The 16,336-nt window shown below is 61.2% G+C and carries 14 protein-coding genes; 8 read left to right on the top strand and 6 right to left on the bottom strand.

Features of this window, described 5'->3' with window-relative positions; translation table 11 throughout:
• Positions 1–81: 81 nt before the first annotated feature.
• Together KIT79_10865 and KIT79_10870 are read left to right on the top strand one after the other, a co-directional pair.
• Positions 82–1,152 (top strand): LLM class flavin-dependent oxidoreductase, encoded by a 1,071-nt coding sequence (locus KIT79_10865; GenBank protein MCW5829800.1) that lies wholly within the window; start codon positions 82–84, stop codon positions 1,150–1,152.
• Between the two features lie 25 nt (positions 1,153–1,177).
• Positions 1,178–2,590: an NAD-dependent epimerase/dehydratase family protein gene (locus tag KIT79_10870; GenBank protein MCW5829801.1), complete on the top strand. Its 1,413-nt coding sequence runs from the start codon at positions 1,178–1,180 to the stop codon at positions 2,588–2,590.
• Here KIT79_10870 and KIT79_10875 read toward each other — a convergent pair.
• Positions 2,587–3,483 carry a class I SAM-dependent methyltransferase gene (locus KIT79_10875; GenBank protein ID MCW5829802.1) on the bottom strand — a complete coding sequence of 299 codons (897 nt, stop codon included), beginning with the start codon at positions 3,481–3,483 and terminating at the stop codon, positions 2,587–2,589. The two genes, KIT79_10870 and KIT79_10875, sit on opposite strands and share 4 nt — an antisense overlap.
• Positions 3,484–3,523: 40 nt before the next feature.
• Between KIT79_10875 and KIT79_10880 the strand changes: the two genes are divergently transcribed.
• The 3 genes from KIT79_10880 (at position 3,524) to KIT79_10890 (ending at position 8,774) form a co-directional block, all read left to right on the top strand.
• Positions 3,524–5,917 (top strand): hypothetical protein, encoded by a 2,394-nt coding sequence (locus KIT79_10880; protein MCW5829803.1) that lies wholly within the window; start codon positions 3,524–3,526, stop codon positions 5,915–5,917.
• Between the two features lie 245 nt (positions 5,918–6,162).
• Positions 6,163–7,107: a universal stress protein gene (locus KIT79_10885; protein MCW5829804.1), complete on the top strand. Its 945-nt coding sequence runs from the start codon at positions 6,163–6,165 to the stop codon at positions 7,105–7,107.
• Complete coding sequence (locus tag KIT79_10890) at positions 7,107–8,774, top strand: cation:proton antiporter (GenBank protein MCW5829805.1); 1,668 nt, start codon at positions 7,107–7,109, stop codon at positions 8,772–8,774. Before KIT79_10885 ends, KIT79_10890 begins: the two co-directional genes overlap by 1 nt.
• 68 nt (positions 8,775–8,842) lie before the next feature.
• Here KIT79_10890 and KIT79_10895 read toward each other — a convergent pair whose 3' ends face one another.
• Entirely contained in the window at positions 8,843–9,508 is a 666-nt protein-coding gene (locus KIT79_10895; protein ID MCW5829806.1) for a DedA family protein, read from the bottom strand.
• 85 nt (positions 9,509–9,593) lie between these two features.
• Between KIT79_10895 and KIT79_10900 the strand changes: the two genes are divergently transcribed.
• Positions 9,594–10,538, top strand: a complete 945-nt coding sequence (locus KIT79_10900; GenBank protein ID MCW5829807.1) for a hypothetical protein — start codon at positions 9,594–9,596, stop codon at positions 10,536–10,538.
• A 3-nt stretch (positions 10,539–10,541) separates the two neighbouring features.
• On the opposite strand, the gene KIT79_10905 is transcribed toward KIT79_10900, so the two are convergent.
• Together KIT79_10905 and KIT79_10910 are read right to left on the bottom strand one after the other, a co-directional pair.
• On the bottom strand, positions 10,542–10,910 hold the full coding sequence (locus KIT79_10905) for a response regulator (protein MCW5829808.1): 369 nt from the start codon (positions 10,908–10,910) through the stop codon (positions 10,542–10,544).
• Between the two features lie 93 nt (positions 10,911–11,003).
• Positions 11,004–12,065 (bottom strand): mechanosensitive ion channel family protein, encoded by a 1,062-nt coding sequence (locus tag KIT79_10910; protein ID MCW5829809.1) that lies wholly within the window; start codon positions 12,063–12,065, stop codon positions 11,004–11,006.
• A gap of 149 nt (positions 12,066–12,214) precedes the next feature.
• Between KIT79_10910 and msrP the strand changes: the two genes are divergently transcribed.
• Both msrP and KIT79_10920 read left to right on the top strand, forming a co-directional pair.
• Positions 12,215–13,153, top strand: a complete 939-nt coding sequence (gene msrP / locus KIT79_10915) for a protein-methionine-sulfoxide reductase catalytic subunit MsrP (GenBank protein ID MCW5829810.1) — start codon at positions 12,215–12,217, stop codon at positions 13,151–13,153.
• Positions 13,144–13,749: a sulfoxide reductase heme-binding subunit YedZ gene (locus KIT79_10920; protein ID MCW5829811.1), complete on the top strand. Its 606-nt coding sequence runs from the start codon at positions 13,144–13,146 to the stop codon at positions 13,747–13,749. Before msrP ends, KIT79_10920 begins: the two co-directional genes overlap by 10 nt.
• Positions 13,750–13,752: 3 nt before the next feature.
• Here KIT79_10920 and KIT79_10925 read toward each other — a convergent pair whose 3' ends face one another.
• Both KIT79_10925 and KIT79_10930 read right to left on the bottom strand, forming a co-directional pair.
• Positions 13,753–14,952, bottom strand: a complete 1,200-nt coding sequence (locus KIT79_10925) for a beta-lactamase family protein (protein ID MCW5829812.1) — start codon at positions 14,950–14,952, stop codon at positions 13,753–13,755.
• A 33-nt stretch (positions 14,953–14,985) separates the two neighbouring features.
• Positions 14,986–16,236: a beta-lactamase family protein gene (locus KIT79_10930; protein MCW5829813.1), complete on the bottom strand. Its 1,251-nt coding sequence runs from the start codon at positions 16,234–16,236 to the stop codon at positions 14,986–14,988.
• Positions 16,237–16,336: the final 100 nt, after the last annotated feature.

A 16,336-nucleotide genomic window follows, 5' to 3' on the forward strand; every position in this document is an offset into this window, starting at 1 on the left:
GTCCCACAGTGGAAACGCCCGCTCCTTACGCTCCTTGCGGGGACTCCAGCAAACGGGAGCCCCGACTGAAAGGGCCCGTCCATGAAGTTCTCCCTCTTTTTTGAAATGCAGATGTCGGACCCCACCCCGGAGTCGGAGGCACGGTGCTTCCACGACTGCGCCGACCAGGCAATTCTGGCCGACCAGATCGGGTACCATGGCATATGGGAAGTGGAGCACCACGGCCTGCGCGAATACTCCCATTCGTCGGCACCTGAAGTATTTCTCGCCTACGTCGCCGCCAAAACCAAGAACATTCGGCTGGGGCACGGCATCACGCTCACGCCCAAGTGCTACAACCATCCGATGCGGATCGCCGAGCGGGTGGCGACGCTGGATATCCTTTCAAACGGCCGGGCCAACTGGGGGTCGGGCAAGAGCAACTCGCTAACCGAACAGAAGGCATTCGAAGGCGACATTCCCAGGCTCCACGACCAGTGGAAGGAAGCCCTCCAGATCATTCCGCGCATGTGGCAGGAGGAAGTGTTCGAGTTCAGGGGCGAATTCTGGAACATCCCGCCGACACAGGTAGTGCCGAAGCCGGTCCAGAAACCCCACCCGCCCCTGTTCGCCGCCTGTTCAAAACCGGATTCGGCCGTCGAGGTCGGCAGGCAGGGAATTGGCGCGCTCAATTTTGCCGTCGGTAACGATGAATACCTGACAAAAAAGGTGAAGGAGTACCGCAAGGCGGTGGAGGGTTCCAGCCCAAAGCACTATCAGAAAAACAACTGGTTCGCCTGCACGCCAGTGGCGCACTGCCAGGACAACGACCGCACCGCCTGCGAAATCGGGATGCGCGGAGCGAGATTCTTCGCGCAGTCGCTCGGCATCTACTACACGCCGCTGAACCGGCCCATCGGAAGGCTTGCCGTTCAGAGAGGTGAGATACCTCCCGACGAACTCACCGAGGCGATGGAAGCGCGGCTCATGCCGGATGCCCCGGCCATGAACGTCGTGGGCGATCCCAGCCACTGCAAGGAGATCGTCTCCCGGTTCCGAGACGCGGGCATCGATGAGCTCATTCTCGTCATGCAGGCTGGGACAGTGCCTCACGAGGAAATCATGCGGTCTATCAAGACCTTCGGCGAAAAGGTCATGCCGCACTTCGCATGACGGCAGGGCCCGGGAGCAAGAAATCATGGCGGCAGCCGTACCGTTGAAAATCGCGATTACCGGAGCATCCGGAAGCCTCGGCGAGGCCATTCTCGACATTCTTCTTCCCGATGACGAAATCGGCGAAATCGTGGCGATCGACCTGGCCCCGCCCCGGCGGAATGCAAGCGCGGCGAAACTCCACCATGTCCGGATGGACGTGCGCGACGCGAAACTGGCGGAAACGTTCAAGGGCCTTGATGCCGTCATCCACCTGGCGTTCATCGTGGAGAAAACCGGCGGCAAGCCACCGGAAGAGGTGGAGTCGATCAACGTCGGCGGGACACAGAACGTGTTTCGCTGCGCTGCCAGCGCCGGGGTCCCTCATGTGGTGTACGCCTCGTCGGTAGCCTCATACGGCATTCATCCCCACAACCGGGGCAAGCTGCTCACCGAGGACACTCCCCGCGTAGCCAGCGAGAACTTCTACTACTCCCGGCACAAGACGGCCGTGGAACTGTGGCTCGACGGGTTCGAGAAAGAGCACCCGGAGATAGCCATCTGCCGCCTGCGTCCGTCGATCTTTCTCAGCGAACGGTCCCATACGCGCAAGGTCCAAACCCTGTTTGCCGCCCCCGTCCAGATCAAGATGACTGGCGTCGATGTGCGGATGCAGCTGACGCATGAAGACGACGTGGCACAGGCGTTTGTGCTGGCGCTGAAGAAGAAGGCGAAAGGTGCCTACAACGTCGCCGCCGAGGGGACAGTGCCGCTCGGTGATCTTGGTTCGGAACTGGGCCGCCCGTCGGTTCCCGTTCCGGGCAACCCGCTGAGACTCGCCAAGGTGGCGGCCAAGTCAGGCTATGCCCCCATGGATCCGGTCTGGTTCGACGTGATGGAAGACGGCGAAGTTACGGTGTCCGGCGCGAAAATCCACAAGGAACTCCGCTGGCAACCGCGGTTTGAGACTTCCGGGGATGTGCTCCGGCAGGTCGCCGGCCGGCCGAATGCGAAAGCCTCCCATGCCCTCAAGTGGTACTGGGGTTCCATGGCCCGCCTCTCGTCCGCCGTTCGCAGGATTCCCATGCCAGCCGACATCGCGGGGCAGGCGCGGGGCTTCGAGGGCGACATCAACCTGGTATTCACTGGCGACCAGCCGGGTGCCTACCGGATCCACATCGGGACCGGCAGCTTTTCCATTCATGAGGGAACGGTCCCGGATGCACGGGCGACAATTCTCATGAAGACGGAAACCTTCCACGACCTGCTGCTGGGGAAGTTCAACAGCCAGTCGGCCATGTTTACCGGAAAGATCCGTGTCCGGGGCGAGGGAGAAACCGTGCTGATCGCCATGGGCTCGATTGACACCTTCCGGCGGCTCCAGAGACTGAAAAGTCCGCTCGGCGCGGGCGCACGGATATACGGAAAATTCCTGCTCCGCGAACTGCCGGCATCCTAGGGCCCAATTCGCGCTTCCAACAGCCGGTAGGGGCAATACTGGAGTGGCGGGTGTCTGCCGGTCGTGTTCAGCGACGCCAGTTCCAGAACCTCCACAGAGTCAAAGCCACAGGAGACGGCAAACCGGCGCGCTTCGTCAATCGTCTCGAACAGCCGGTCGTCGAACCTGGCGCCCACCAGAAGTCCCAGCGCGGATGTGAAGAACCTCGCCATCTGGCGATATGCCCCGTAGAGCTCCCTCGCGTGAACCTCGAACAGGTAGCGGCCGCCGCCGTGCGCCCTGAACAGGCTGGCGATGTTGCCCATCGCCTTCCGCTTTTCGTCCATGCTGAGGTAGTCAGTAACCCCTTCGGTGATCGCGGCAATCTTCTGGCCAGCCCTGAAAACCGGCGGAAGCGTATCGAGAAACCGGCTTCCCAGCAGGTCTACGGTCCCCAGATGATAGTTCGGCGGCAACTCAACACCAGCCAGCGCACGCCGCTTGGCCGCCACCATGTGGGGCAGATCCCCTTCGATATAGATCAACCCGGGGTTCCGGCGGGTGAAGGAGAGGCCCCGTGGAGAGAGTCCGGCGCCGATCTCCACCACGACATCCGGCTGGAGTTGCCGAAGCCGCTCCTCGTATGCCGCGTGACGGATCCAGAGGTAGTCCAGATGATGCTGGACATGCGGCCCAAGTGCTCCCGCCATCGGTGTCAGCCGTTTTACCGCATTGAACATCACCCGGCCCTGGAATGTGTCGAAGTAGCCTGCATGCTCAAAGCCTGCCTGCACCCATGCCTGTGCAGTAAAATGGGCCGTCGGCGCGATGCGTGGATTTCCCTTGGGCTCCGCCATACAGGGAGTATGCACGCCGGCAAAAGCGGCTCCAAGCGCGGCGTTCGCCAATTTCACGGGAGCAGTCGCCTCTGGCCAGTTTCCGGAGTTAGAGTAAATGCCATCGATGGCTGGCACCGCTTCCCCCACCCCTCCGGTCACTGCCGGCGAACGGCTAATCCTGCTCCTTGCCGGGTTTGCAGCCATCAACTGGATGGCGTTCGGCCGCATCTACCTCGGCGAAGACGCCCTGTATTTCCGGGACGCCCTCATCAACCACATTCCGTACAAATCATGGTTCCTTCAGCGGATACTGGCTGGCGAACTGCCGCTCTGGAGCGAGAACATCCGCAGCGGCATACCCTATCTCGCCGATCCGGTTCAGGGATTTTTCTATCCGGGGCAGATCCCGCTGCTGTTTTCCGGCGGACTGCACCCGGTTCACGCCTACGGAATTCTCGCGGGCTTCCAGTTTCTCATCGCCCACGCAGGGTATCATCACCTCACCCGGACCCTCGGCGCGGGCCATTTCAGCGCTTTCACCGGCTCGGCGCTGCTTGCGTACGGACCGATTGCCCTTGAGCTCACCTCGGTAATCCAGTTCCTGTCGATGTTCGCGATCACCGGCTGGCTGTGTGCCGCCCTTGTGCGGCTGCTCCGGAATCCGGGGCGGCTGGCAACTATCAGGCTGGCCCTGTGGACCGCCATCGCCGTCACGACCGGCGACCTGCAGGGGGTTTACCTGTTTGGACTGGTCACCATTACCGCCGCCCGCCCCTGGCGGCGGGCCCAGTGGCGAACTATCGCCAGTGTTTCGGCCGCTCTGGCAGCCGGCATCTTCCTTTCCGCCTGTGCGATCCTTCCCGGCCTTGAACTGTCGGCCCACTCCTACCGGCGTTTTGAAAACACCGAAGACCTTGCCCTTCGCTGGTCATGGAATCCACGTCGCGTGATCGAGTGGGCTGCTCCCGGGCTGTTCGATCCTCCGGCCGAGATACCGGTTCCGTTTGGCAAGCTGGAAACCGGCCCCGGAAGCGGCCACCAGAAATACTGGTTCCCAAGGGGAAGCCCCGGCCTCCTGTTTACAGCACTGATCCCGCTCGCCCTCGCCGCTCTCCGGAGGCGAAAGGAAATTCTGCCACTTACAGGAATGACCCTGCTTTTTCTCATCGCTGCCGCGGGAACCCACACGGGGCTTTATCAACTGCTTCGTACGATACTTCCTGGATGGGACCAGTTCCGCTTCCCCGAGCGGCTTCTTCTCCCGGCTTTCATCTCGCTTGCCGTTGCAGGAATCCTCGCGCTCGACCAGTTGATTGAGCGGCAGAAATCGGATGAACCGGATGGCGGCTGGATACCCCCGCAATGGGTTCTCGCCGGGCCGCTCTTGCTGACGGCCGCCGCCCTGTGGGGAGCGGTCAACACCCGCGGTGCTCTGGCGATGGTTACAGGCATCAATGCCAACGGCGTCTGGGCTGGCTGGGCCTCGGACTGTTTCCGGCTGGCCCTTGCTCCCGTCGTATTGTGCCTGGCCGGGCTCACCCTCTGGCGGAACGTAAGGTGGGCGCGGGGGCTCCTGGCCGGAGCCGTGGCGGTTGAACTGCTCGTCATCTCGCTCCCCGGCCTTAAAACCGTCCCGCTGTCCACTTTCCGCGCCGAACCGGAACTGGTCCGTGCCATCCGTGAAATCCATGCCGCTGGCGCAACTCCCAGCCTCGCGCCCCAGATCCATGTCCAGCTTCCACCTCCGCCCGGCAATGGGGCATTCGAGGAAAACACGGCCCGTCACCAGTGGGAAACTCTTGCGCACAACATCGCCCTCGCCTTCGGCCTGAACAACCCGGAGGGCTACAACTCCTCCGCCCCCGCCGACCGGGAGATGGCAAACCGTCAGGTGCCCGCCCCGGTGATGGCCAGAATCCTCGCCCTTGATTTCGCTGTGCTCCCGCAGGCGGTTTCGCCGGGAAGCGGCTGGACCTGCGGGACTCTCCTTGCCCGTCTCGATGCCCATATCTGCCGCCCCAATGCCCCGCCGGGAGCCGTCCGAGCTCCGCCCCGCTGGGTATTCGAATCAGACCCGGACAAGCTCCGCGAGCGGATGCAGGAGCCCGGATGGAACCCTGCCTCGCTGGAGTTCATCGGCCGTTTTTCCGGGCCATGGAAAGACGCGCCGCCTGTTCCTTCGGGAGAAAGTGGCGAAACGGCTATCCGGGTCATTTCCTGGACACCCGAACGGCGGGTGATCGAAGTCGAACGGGAAAAGGAAGGCCCCACTGTCTTCCGCGACAACTTCTTCCCCGGCTGGAAAGCATTTACCGGGGGGCGGGAAATATCCGTCATCCCGGCCAACGGATTCCAGATCGCTGTCTGGACGCCAGCCGGAAAAAACACCATCGAACTCGTGTACCAGCCCCGAAGTGTTGCCGCCGGCGCTGTCGTAAGTATCGTCACCGCCCTTGGACTTCTGGTCTGGGCAGCCGCCGGGCATCGGCGGAAGGAAATCACCGCCTGACCGAAGGTTGTGCAGGCTCCGATCGAGACGAAGGCGGCAAACTACAATGACCAAGGTGGAAACCTCCAGCTGCATGCGCCACAATATCCAGAAACCGGATACTACCAGCGAGAGATGAAAATTCGCCGACGTTTCAGGGTTACTTCGTCTCTGGATACTCGCTGCGCTATATCACATCTTGTGTTATTCACTCCACGACGTGAAGAGGACATTGGTTTGACGATAATCCCACTGGAGGCAGAGGTATGAGTGAGGATAGAAATGAGCGGATAACCCATCAAAAACCAGATCCCCGAGCTGGCCTCCGGTCGCTACTCATTGCAATCGATTTCACGGCCGCATCTGATCGAATTATTGGTAGGCTTACGCGGCTACCTCTCGCAGAGGATGCGACCATTACGCTGGCACATGTCGTTCCGGTGGGCTTGCATCCGGGTGAACAGCACAATGCCGAACTTGACGCAAGGAAAGCCCTATCGGATGAGGTACGACACATCGCCGAGTTACTACCGAAGTCCATTCGAATCCGGTCAGTCATAAAAACCGGCAATGCAGCATACGAAATCACGCAGATCGCGAAGCGGCAGGCAGCCGACCTGATTGTCATGGGGCGCAGTAGCGGACGTGTCCTTAGAGACACGTTCTTAGGATCGACGGCGGAACGGGTTATCAGAACAGGAAAACTCCCGGTGCTGACGGTACGGTTGGCCCCCCGTACGGCTTACCGGAGACCAGCAATTGCAGTCGATCTCGACGAGACTTTACCCGGTATTTTTACGTGGCTACTGCGAATCCTGCCACCGCCACGCCCACCGGTCGAAGTCATTCATGCCCTTAATTCTCCGTACGAAAGCCTGGCGTACTCCCGCCTTCCCGACGAAGCAGTCACTGCACGCCGTATCCAGCTGCGACAGAGTGCCCTGCGCAAACTTGAAAGCACATTAGCTACCGCCATTACCAAGAAAGGGATTCCGGCGAAAGATGTACCGTGGCGGTTCCATGTCCAGTATGGTTCTCCAAGGACCGTAGTCACGAAGGCTATCAAGCACTGCAACACGGATATCCTCGTACTGGGTACGCACGGCTATTCAGGTCTCGCACATCTATTCATCGGTTCCATCGCCGGCAACCTTCTGCGGGAAGCAGGTTGCGATGTGCTGGTCGTACCACCTGGTTCCGAGTCAGCCTGATGGAGTACGGCGGACTTATCGTTCATCTTGTCACTGCCCTCGGCGCAGCGCTTCTTGGTGCGGCACTGGCATTGCGCCTTCGCCAGCCGCTCATCCTCGGCTACATTGTAGCAGGGATCGCAATCGGCCCTTTCACTCCGGGCTTTATTATGAAGACCGAAGCGATCGCCGAACTTGCCGAGATTGGCATTGTCTTCCTGATGTTCGTCATTGGCGTGCAGCTCTCCCTGCGTGAGCTAGTCCAGGCCAGCAGGATTGCCGTCATTGGCGGTCTTGCTCAGGTCATCACCATGATCGGACTTGGGTATCTGGTGGGGCTGGCTCTGGGCTGGAGCGATATCCAGGCGTATGCCTTTGGTGCAGTCATATCGAATTCTTCCAGTACCGTGCTCGGAAAGATTCTTTCCGATAGGGGTGAAATCGAAAGTCGCCATGCCCGTCTCGGGCTGGCATGGTCGTCCGTACAGGACATCTCCAGCGTTCTCCTCGTGGCGGTCCTTGCCTTCGCGTCTCCCAGTGCCCAGAAAATGGGGTTTCTGCTTGGCAAGACAGCCGTTTTCTTTTTTGTCGTTGTGCCACTGTCCTTCTGGGTACTGCCATGGATATTGCGCCGTGCGTCTGCATCCCGTAGCCGCGAATTCTTTGCACTCGCCGTCATTACGCTGGCACTCGCGATGGCGGGTGGAGCCGCACTTCTCGGAGTCTCACTCGCCCTCGGAGCATTTCTTACGGGTGTGGTTGTCGGTGAATCAGATCTCGCCCATCGTATCCTGGGTGACGCGACACCAATTCGGGATGTTTTTTCCGGAATCTTTTTCGTTTCGATCGGGATGCTGCTTGATCCCCATTTCCTGATCGATTCGCTGGCTCTTGTTCTTCTTACCGTCATAATGATCGTCGTCGTCAAGGGTGGTGTAACCGTTCTGATTGCACGGTGGATGGGATGTTCCCTGCGGCTGTCGGTACTAGTCGGTGCCAGTCTCGCGCAGTCGGCAGAATTTTCTTTTCTGCTTGCGCGCATCGGGCTGGAAGAAGGCGCACTTACCACACCCATCTTCAACCTACTCCTGAGTGCAACCGTGATCACCATCCTGCTGTCACCGCTCGTCAATAGTGCGGCGCCAGCACTGTTGAGACACATCCTGGCCAGACGGCCGGCGAGCGCGGACGATCAGCCTGTTCCACCCTTGGCTCCTTATGTAAATCACGCGATCGTTTGCGGGTACGGCCGTGTTGGCAGCATTGTCTGCTCGCTTCTCGAGAGGCACAAGAAGCCATTCGTGGTCATCGAAGAGGACTTGAGGATTGTCGAGTCCTTACGAGCACGGGGTACCAATGTGTTGTTAGGGGATGCTGGACTACCTGCGGTGCTTGATCACGCATATCTCCGTTCGGCCAGACTCCTTGTTCTCTGTATGCCGGAGAGAATGGCTGCCCGCCGGGCCCTTGAGCACGCACGCGTGACGAGTGAGGCCATCGTCGTGCTTGCGCGATCCCATAGCTACGAGGACCGCCGTTATCTTCAGGAAAAGGGGGCCAAGGAAGCCGTTATCGGAGAGCTTGAGCTGGCGTTTGAGCTTGGCCGTGCAGCTCTTGAACATTTCGAAATAGCTGGCGAAGCAATCGAAAACAGCATTGACGATGCCCGCCGCAGCGTGGACTCGTAAACAATTAGGCGTCTGGACAATTGAAGGGTTCTTTTCTGGACCTGGAAGAAGACGCCGGACGCAGCGACCTAGCCCTTCAGCATCTTGTAGAGGAAATAGAGTGCGACCATCGCCGCGCCGCCGCCCCAGACGATCCGGTTGAAGTGGCGGTCCATGATCGTCTGGACCTTTTCGCCGAACCAGTAGGTGATCCCGCCCAAGATGAAATACCGCGCCCCGCGGGAGGCCAGTGAGGCGAGGAAAAACACCGGCAGGTTCATCTGGACCACGCCGGAAGCGATCGTGAATACCTTGTACGGGATCGGCGTGAACCCGGCGAGCAACACGATCACCGCCCCGTTTTCGTTGTACATTCCGCTCACCCGCTCGAACAGCTCCGGCGTGAACCCCGGTATACGGAAGAAGTAGCCGCTCAGGGCGTCCCAGAACCAGTAACCAAGGAAGTAGCCAAACACGCCGCCGAGCGCGCTCATCACCGTGCTCACCCCCGCATAGTAGAAAGACCGCTTCGGCTGCGCCGTGCCCATCGCCAGAATGAGCAGATCCGGCGGCACGAGGAAAAAACTCGACTCGGTGAACGCGGTCGCAGCCAGAACCGGCACCGCGTATTTCGTTCGCGACTGGGCGAGCGTCCAGTCGTACATCCGGCGGACAATGTTGGGCCGCTCGCCACCCCGCGTGGCGACATGCGCGGGACTGGAGCCGGACTCTGCCGGGATTTCGGGTAGCGTCATGGGACCGGTGGTATAGCCGGTGGGCAGGTAACGGGGGAAGAGGCGCTTCCCCCTTCGCTTCCTCACCGGCTAGGATCGGCGCGCCATGAACGCACCGCGCGATCCCGATGCCATTTCAACCACCAGCGGCGAGGCCCACTATCTTTTCGAAGACCTGACCGAGCACGGCGCGGTCAAGCTGGACTCGCTGCTCCGTATCTGTGCGCCCGTGCACTGGCCGCTGTTCCAGAAGTCCCTGTTCAGCGCCGACTACCGTGCCCGGACCGGCATGGCGGGGATTATCTATTTCATGGAGCTGGAGGCGAGCGACCGGCGGGCCGCCATGCCGCGCTCGGCGCCGGCCACGGTGGATGTCACGATGACTCTCGGCCGCTCGGCGGGCGACGACCCGCGCATCATCAGCCGGGGCGAGATGGTGCTCACCTGCGCGGGCGCCACCGGACGGTTCGATCCGCGCCCAGATATCCGGAATCCCGTCACCGCCGGCCGCATGCGGCTCGACCATGTGCTGACGCGCATTACCGCCCCTCCCGACCAGCGGCGGGTAAGGGAACTGCCTCCAGACCTTGGATTCACCAGGAATCTTCCCGATCGCATCCTGCCGTTCCATACGGCCGAGGAGATTCTCCGCCCACCGGAGCCGTTCTCGTTGAAAGGCAGCGAATACCGGGATCTCCGGGCGAAGTTCTGGGCCTACAACCGCACCGATCCGAACGAGCATGTGCATGCGATGGATTACATCCGTGCCGCCGAAGACCTCGCCACAGACGCGCTGGCCCTGGAAGGCGAGCCGCCGGAAAAATGGTTCTTCAGCCGGGCCTCAGTTCTCTACAAGCGGCCCATGTTTACCGGGAATGCCCATATCCGCGTGGCGCAGGTCTGGCGGACACCGGCAAAAGAACCGGGCGTCTCGGCCGTGACGCTCGCGTTTTTCCCGCTGAAAGCCGCCCGCGATCTCGCGTCCCACGATCCCGGCAAGCCGTCCGTCTGTGTCCGGCTCGTCACCATGCCGAAGCAACCGGCGGCCTGACCGCTATTTCATCGCCAGGACGTGTTTGAAAGCGACGACAAAGCCATCGAGCGTGGATGGCTTCTGGAGGAACACCGCACAGGGGATCCGCGAGATATCCCGCTTGAGATCAAGTGCGCTGTAGAACAGCACTGGCGTCCGCTTGCCCCAGTCGCTCTTGCGGATTTCCTCAAGATAACGCCATCCGTCCAGCTTGGGCATCATGTGATCGAGCACAACTGCATCGGGGCGCCACTCGGCCGCCTTTGTCCGCGCATCTACTCCGTCGATGGCCGTATGCACTTCGGCGTCCGGAACGGCACGCTTGACCGCCATCTCCGCGAACCGCCGGGCCGAACTGTCATCATCCACCACCAGTACTTTCAGAGCCATGCCGGAAGTCTAGTCATCATCCGTGTCACGAACAGGGGAACCGCCCGGAAAAAACCGTGTGCCGGTTTGAAACGGCCTGCCTCCAGCCCCGCGTCAGGATGCCGCCACAGGTTCCCTGTGTACAAAAAGGGTCTGGGTCGGGAAGGCGAAGTCGATCCCCATCTCGCCGAACTTGCGGTAGAGCGCGAGATTGATCTGCTCCTGGATGTCGAGATAGATCTTCATGTCCCGGTCGAGCACGTAGTAGACGGCCTCGAAGTCGAGCGAGAAGTTTCCGAACGCCTTGAAGTGGGCCCGGTCGAACCGCGTCCGGGGGATCGACTCGACGATCTGCTGGATCACCTTCGGGATCTCCGCGAGCTTGTCTGCCGGGGTCGAGTAGACCACGCGGACGCCAAACACGGCGCGCCGCTCCTGCATCCGCCGGTAGTTGTTGATACGGCTCCCCACAAGATCGGCGTTCGACATCACCACTTCCTGGCCCTGCAGGCTTTTGATGCGGGTCGTCTTGATACCGACCTGCATGACCTCACCAGCAACATCGCCCACGACGATGAAATCGCCCACCTCGAACGGCTTGTCGAGCAGGATCGTGATCGAGCAGAAGATGTCACCCAGGATGTTCTGAAGGGCGAGTGCGACGGCGACACCGCCCACACCAAGACCCGCCACCAGCGCCGTGATATTGATGCCGAGGTTGTCGAGCGTCAGCAACAGGACGATCGACCACAGAACGATCCGGCCGATAACGCCAAGCACGCGGAATCCCGTGGCGCTCGTCCCGCCTGCCAGCGGCCGCCGGGACTTGGCGACCACCCAGTGCCGGATCACCATGCTGCCCCACAATCCGACCTGCAGGAACATGAGCAGCGTGGCCGCCGTCGTGACGATCTGCCCCACACGGTCCGGAACTGCTGTCGTCCGGATTGCCACGAAGGCGGAAAAGACCAGCAGGAACCAGTGCCGGGTGTCCAGCACGAGGTCGGCGACAAGATCGTCCCACTCGGTGTCGGTGTTCTGGGCCAGCCCCTTCAGGCGGCTGCCCACCATCTTGCGGGCGAACTCCAGAACGCTGAACAGAACCACCCATACCGGGACGGTCACCGCGAGGTAGTCGTGCTGGGTGCCGGGAAGCAGGTCTTTCAGGAAATCCATCGGTTATCCTCCAAGAATGCCGGGTGAATTGACCCTTACCCAAACAAGAGGCAACGGGCCCTGTCATGGACGTCCATTCTTATAGACAATACCTGTGAAGATGTCCGCAGTTTAAGGCCAGGCTCTCCCGGTATTAAGGAAACATCACGATGAGAAACAGCCGCTTTGGTATCTGTTCCAATGAAATCACCCCGGAACCGGTCTACCGCCGGAGACGCGATCTGCTGAAGGAAATGGGGCTTGCGGTGGCGGCCCTGGCAGCGGGGCTTCCGGCAATCGCCAGAGGAGTGACGCCGCTGGCCAGCGTGAAAAAGGGAGGTCCGTTCAGCACAAGCGAATCGCCTACCTCCTACAAGGACATCACCACCTACAACAACTTCTACGAGTTCGGCACTGGAAAAGGCGATCCGGCCGAAAATGCCCACCGGCTGAAAATCACTCCGTGGTCGGTCCGGATTGACGGGGAGGTGCACAAGCCCGGAACCTATACGCTGGAAGATATCCTGAAACCCCACGACCTTGAGGAACGCATCTACCGGTTCCGGTGCGTCGAAGCCTGGTCCATGGTTATCCCGTGGATTGGTTTCCCTCTGGGCAATCTCATCAAGCAGCTCGAACCCACTTCAAACGCCAAATTCGTTTCGTTCGAAACCAAACTCGCGCCCGAGGAGATGCCGGGCCAGAAACGCAGTATCCTCGAATGGCCCTACCGCGAGGGCCTTCGCATGGACGAGGCCATGCACCCGCTGACGATCCTGGCCGTCGGACTTTACGGGAAAACCCTGCCGAACCAGAATGGCGCGCCCATCCGTCTCGTCGTTCCGTGGAAATACGGGTTCAAGAGCATCAAGTCCATCGTCCGTATCAGCTTCACCGAAAGGCAGCCCTATACCAGCTGGTCGGCCATGACCCCCGGCGAATATGGCTTCTATTCCAACGTGAACCCCGATGTGGACCACCCGCGCTGGAGCCAGGGAACAGAGCGCCGGATCGGCGAATTTCTCCGACGCAAGACGCAACCGTTCAATGGCTATGCCGAACAGGTGGCGAACCTTTACCGCGGCATGGACCTGCGGAAATACTACTGAACGTGTCCGCCCCTTCTCCCGCGTTCCAGAACCGGCTCCGCTGGTTTATTCATGCTGGCTCGCTTGCCCCACTCATATGGACCGCCGCCGGCGCATTTGCCGGTTCGCTCGGCGCGAACCCCATTGAAACCATCACCCACCGGACCGGACAGTGCGCGCTCATTTGGCTCCTCCTGTCGCTGGCCGTGACACCAGCACGCCGGTTCCTCGACTTGCCGTGGCTGATGCGACTCAGGAAGTCTATCGGGCTGTGGGCCTTCGCATACGCTGCCCTGCACTTTTCCACCTACGTGGTGCTTGATCACTTCTTCGACATGGACCGGATAGTGAAGGATATCGTGAAGCGTCCATTTGTTACCGCAGGCACGGCAGCTCTTGTGCTGTTGGTACCGCTCGCCGTCACCTCAACCGCCAAGTGGATGCAACGCCTGGGGAAACAGTGGTCCCGGCTGCACCGGCTCACCTACCCGGCCGCGCTGCTCGGGGTCGTGCACTACTGGTGGCTGGTGAAGGCGGATATCCGCGGGCCGCTTGTCTATGCAGCGGCTCTGGCCCTGCTGCTCGGCCTCCGCATGCTGCCGCACAAGAACGCCTGACGGCTATTGCTGGCCTTCCCGCTTGAGGGCACTTTCCAGCACAGCGCCCCCCATCTGCGGCATCCGGAGGTCGGCCAGCAGGTTCGTCCCGACGCCGCCATTCAGGATCAGCGCGGCGGCGAGTTTCCGTTTCGGATGGGCAAACGCGCCCGATCCGCCAAATCCATAATGCCCGAACGCCCCGCGAGGAATCCCCTTGGTCGTTCCGGCCATGTGGTATCCAAGCCGCCACTGCATGTCGAGCGGCACCACCTTGTCGGTCCCGCGAACCTGAATCTGCGAAATCTTGCTGATGGTGTCCTCCGAGAGCAGGCGCACACCATCGAACTCCCCGCCGTTGGCGAGCGTGGCGTACAGTTTTGCCAGCGACCGGGCGGTGAACACGCCGTTCGCGCCGGGGATCGACGCCTTTACCGCCTCGGGCGAAGAGAAGTCGAACTTGCCGACGCCCCTTGGAGCCAGCGCCTGCGCCATCCGGACGACCTGTGGTATCCGGCCCAGTATCTGGCGCCGCAGATCGGGGCCTTTTTTCTTTCCGCGCTTCCCCTTGGGCTTCGGCGTGGCGGATTTCATGGCCGACACGAGCCGGGACACTCGCAGCAACTCTTCTTCCGGCACGCCGATATAGAGTCCATCGAGCTTGAGCGGATCGGCGATCTCGGATTTCAGGAACTCCGGCATCGTCTTGCCCGAAACGCGCCTGACCAGTTCCCCTACCAGCCATCCATAGGTGAGCGCATGGTAGGCGCTGCCCCGCCCCGGCTTCATCTGGGTTTCGGCGGCAGCGAGTTTCTCGACCATATGCTCCCAGTCGAGCATGTTTTCGGCCCGGTCGATAAGCCGCCGGATGCCGAACAGGCCGGCCTGGTGTGTAAGCACATGACGGACCGTAATGTCCTGCTTCCCTTTCTGCGAGAACTCCGGCCAGTACCTTGAAACCGGCGTGTCGTAGTCGATCAGCCCCCGGTCCGCACAGATGTGCAGCGCGGTCGAGGCGACTCCCTTGGTCGTCGAGAACGAGACCGCCATCGTATCGGCGTGCCAGGGAGTCCCCTTGTCGTCCATGACGCCACCCCAGATGTCCACGACCTTTTCCTTGCCGTGATAGACACAGACAGCCGCGCCGCCCGGAAAATCCTTCAGCATCTTCTCAAGCGTCTGTCCGACGCGCCAGAAGTCCGGATGCAGGTGTCCGTGAATCATGATTGTCTCCTCATTCCCATTGCCCGGTGGATTTCAGGCGGACTGCCTCAAGGCGCCCAGCCGGTCCTGATTCTCGCGCACGGACTGGCCGCGTGCCTTCACGCTCTCTACTGCCGCGCCGCCAATCCGGCCGATCCGCAGGTCGCCCAGCAGGTTCGACCCCACGCCGCCGTTTACGACCATGCCGACCGACAGCCGGCGCCGCGGGCACATGAATCCGCCCGACCCCCCGAAACCAAAGTGGCCAAAACCGTCGCTCAGGGTGCCCTTCGTCGTGAAAGCCGCGTGGTATCCGAGCCGCCACTGCATGTCGAGCGGGATCACCCGGTCCCTGCCGCGAAGCTGGATACGGCTGATCTTGCCGATTGTCTGGTCCGACAGGATCCGGCCGCCTTCCAGATGTCCCCCATTGGCCATCGCCGCATAAAGACGGGCCAGCGACCGGGCGGTGAACACGCCGTTCGCCGCCGGGATCTGGGCGCGGACGATCTCGGGTGCGGAAAAGTCGTAGTGGGCAACCCCCCGGGCAGCCAGCGCATGAAGTATCCGCCTGAACACCGGCACGCTTTCGATCAGCCGGTGCTGGATCGGTGGGCCGCCATCGCGCTTCACGCCGGGCCGGGTGTCGGGCACCACCTTCTTCATGGTGCCCATCGTATCCACCAGCCGGGCAACCCGCGGCAGTTCTTTCTCGGGGACTCCGATATAAAGGCCGTCGAGCTTCAGGGGTCCGGCCACCTCTGACTGGAGAAATTCGCCGATCGTCTTCCCCGATACCCGGCGCACCAGTTCGCCGATGATCCACCCGTAAGTGAGTGCGTGATAGGCGCTCCCCGCACCCGGCTTGATCTGGGTACCGGCGGTCGCCAGCTTATCGACCATGTGGTCCCAATCGAGCATGTGGTCCGCATGCTCAATCAAACGACGGATGCCGAACAGCCCTGCCTGATGGGTCAGCGCGTGGCGGACGGTGATTTCATGCTTTCCGTTCTGGGCGAACTCGGGCCAGTATTTCGCTATGGGAGCATCGTAGTCGATGAGCCCCCGGTCGGCGCAGACGTGGAGCGCCGTCGAGGCAATCCCCTTCGTCGTGGAGAACGACACGGACATCGTGTCCTCCCGCCAGGGCGTTCCCTGCACGTCCATCGTTCCGCCCCAGATGTCGGCAACTTTCTCGCCTTCATGGTAAACACAGACGGCCGCACCGCCCGGAAACTGCTTCAGAATCTTGCCAAGGGTTTCACCCACCCGCCAGAAGTCCGGGTGCAACTGTCCCTGAATCATGTTCGCCAACTCCCCGCTCCATACATGCCAGCCGGTCACCGTAACATCACCGCTGCATCAGCCCGCCTGTCGTGCTATTGTTAACCTGTATTGACGCGTC

Source organism: Deltaproteobacteria bacterium, assembly GCA_026129095.1.
Classification (GTDB): domain Bacteria; phylum JAGRBM01; class JAGRBM01; order JAGRBM01; family JAHCIT01; genus JAHCIT01.

Coding starts and splice junctions, on each gene's coding strand:
- KIT79_10865 (MCW5829800.1), top strand. CDS start 82: ATGAAGTTCTCCCTCTTTTTTGAAATGCAGATGTCGGACCCCACCCCG.
- KIT79_10870 (MCW5829801.1), top strand. CDS start 1,178: ATGGCGGCAGCCGTACCGTTGAAAATCGCGATTACCGGAGCATCCGGA.
- KIT79_10880 (MCW5829803.1), top strand. CDS start 3,524: ATGCCATCGATGGCTGGCACCGCTTCCCCCACCCCTCCGGTCACTGCC.
- KIT79_10885 (MCW5829804.1), top strand. CDS start 6,163: ATGAGTGAGGATAGAAATGAGCGGATAACCCATCAAAAACCAGATCCC.
- KIT79_10890 (MCW5829805.1), top strand. CDS start 7,107: ATGGAGTACGGCGGACTTATCGTTCATCTTGTCACTGCCCTCGGCGCA.
- KIT79_10895 (MCW5829806.1), bottom strand. CDS start 9,508: ATGACGCTACCCGAAATCCCGGCAGAGTCCGGCTCCAGTCCCGCGCAT.
- KIT79_10900 (MCW5829807.1), top strand. CDS start 9,594: ATGAACGCACCGCGCGATCCCGATGCCATTTCAACCACCAGCGGCGAG.
- KIT79_10905 (MCW5829808.1), bottom strand. CDS start 10,910: ATGGCTCTGAAAGTACTGGTGGTGGATGATGACAGTTCGGCCCGGCGG.
- KIT79_10910 (MCW5829809.1), bottom strand. CDS start 12,065: ATGGATTTCCTGAAAGACCTGCTTCCCGGCACCCAGCACGACTACCTC.
- msrP (MCW5829810.1), top strand. CDS start 12,215: ATGAGAAACAGCCGCTTTGGTATCTGTTCCAATGAAATCACCCCGGAA.
- KIT79_10925 (MCW5829812.1), bottom strand. CDS start 14,952: ATGATTCACGGACACCTGCATCCGGACTTCTGGCGCGTCGGACAGACG.
- KIT79_10930 (MCW5829813.1), bottom strand. CDS start 16,236: ATGATTCAGGGACAGTTGCACCCGGACTTCTGGCGGGTGGGTGAAACC.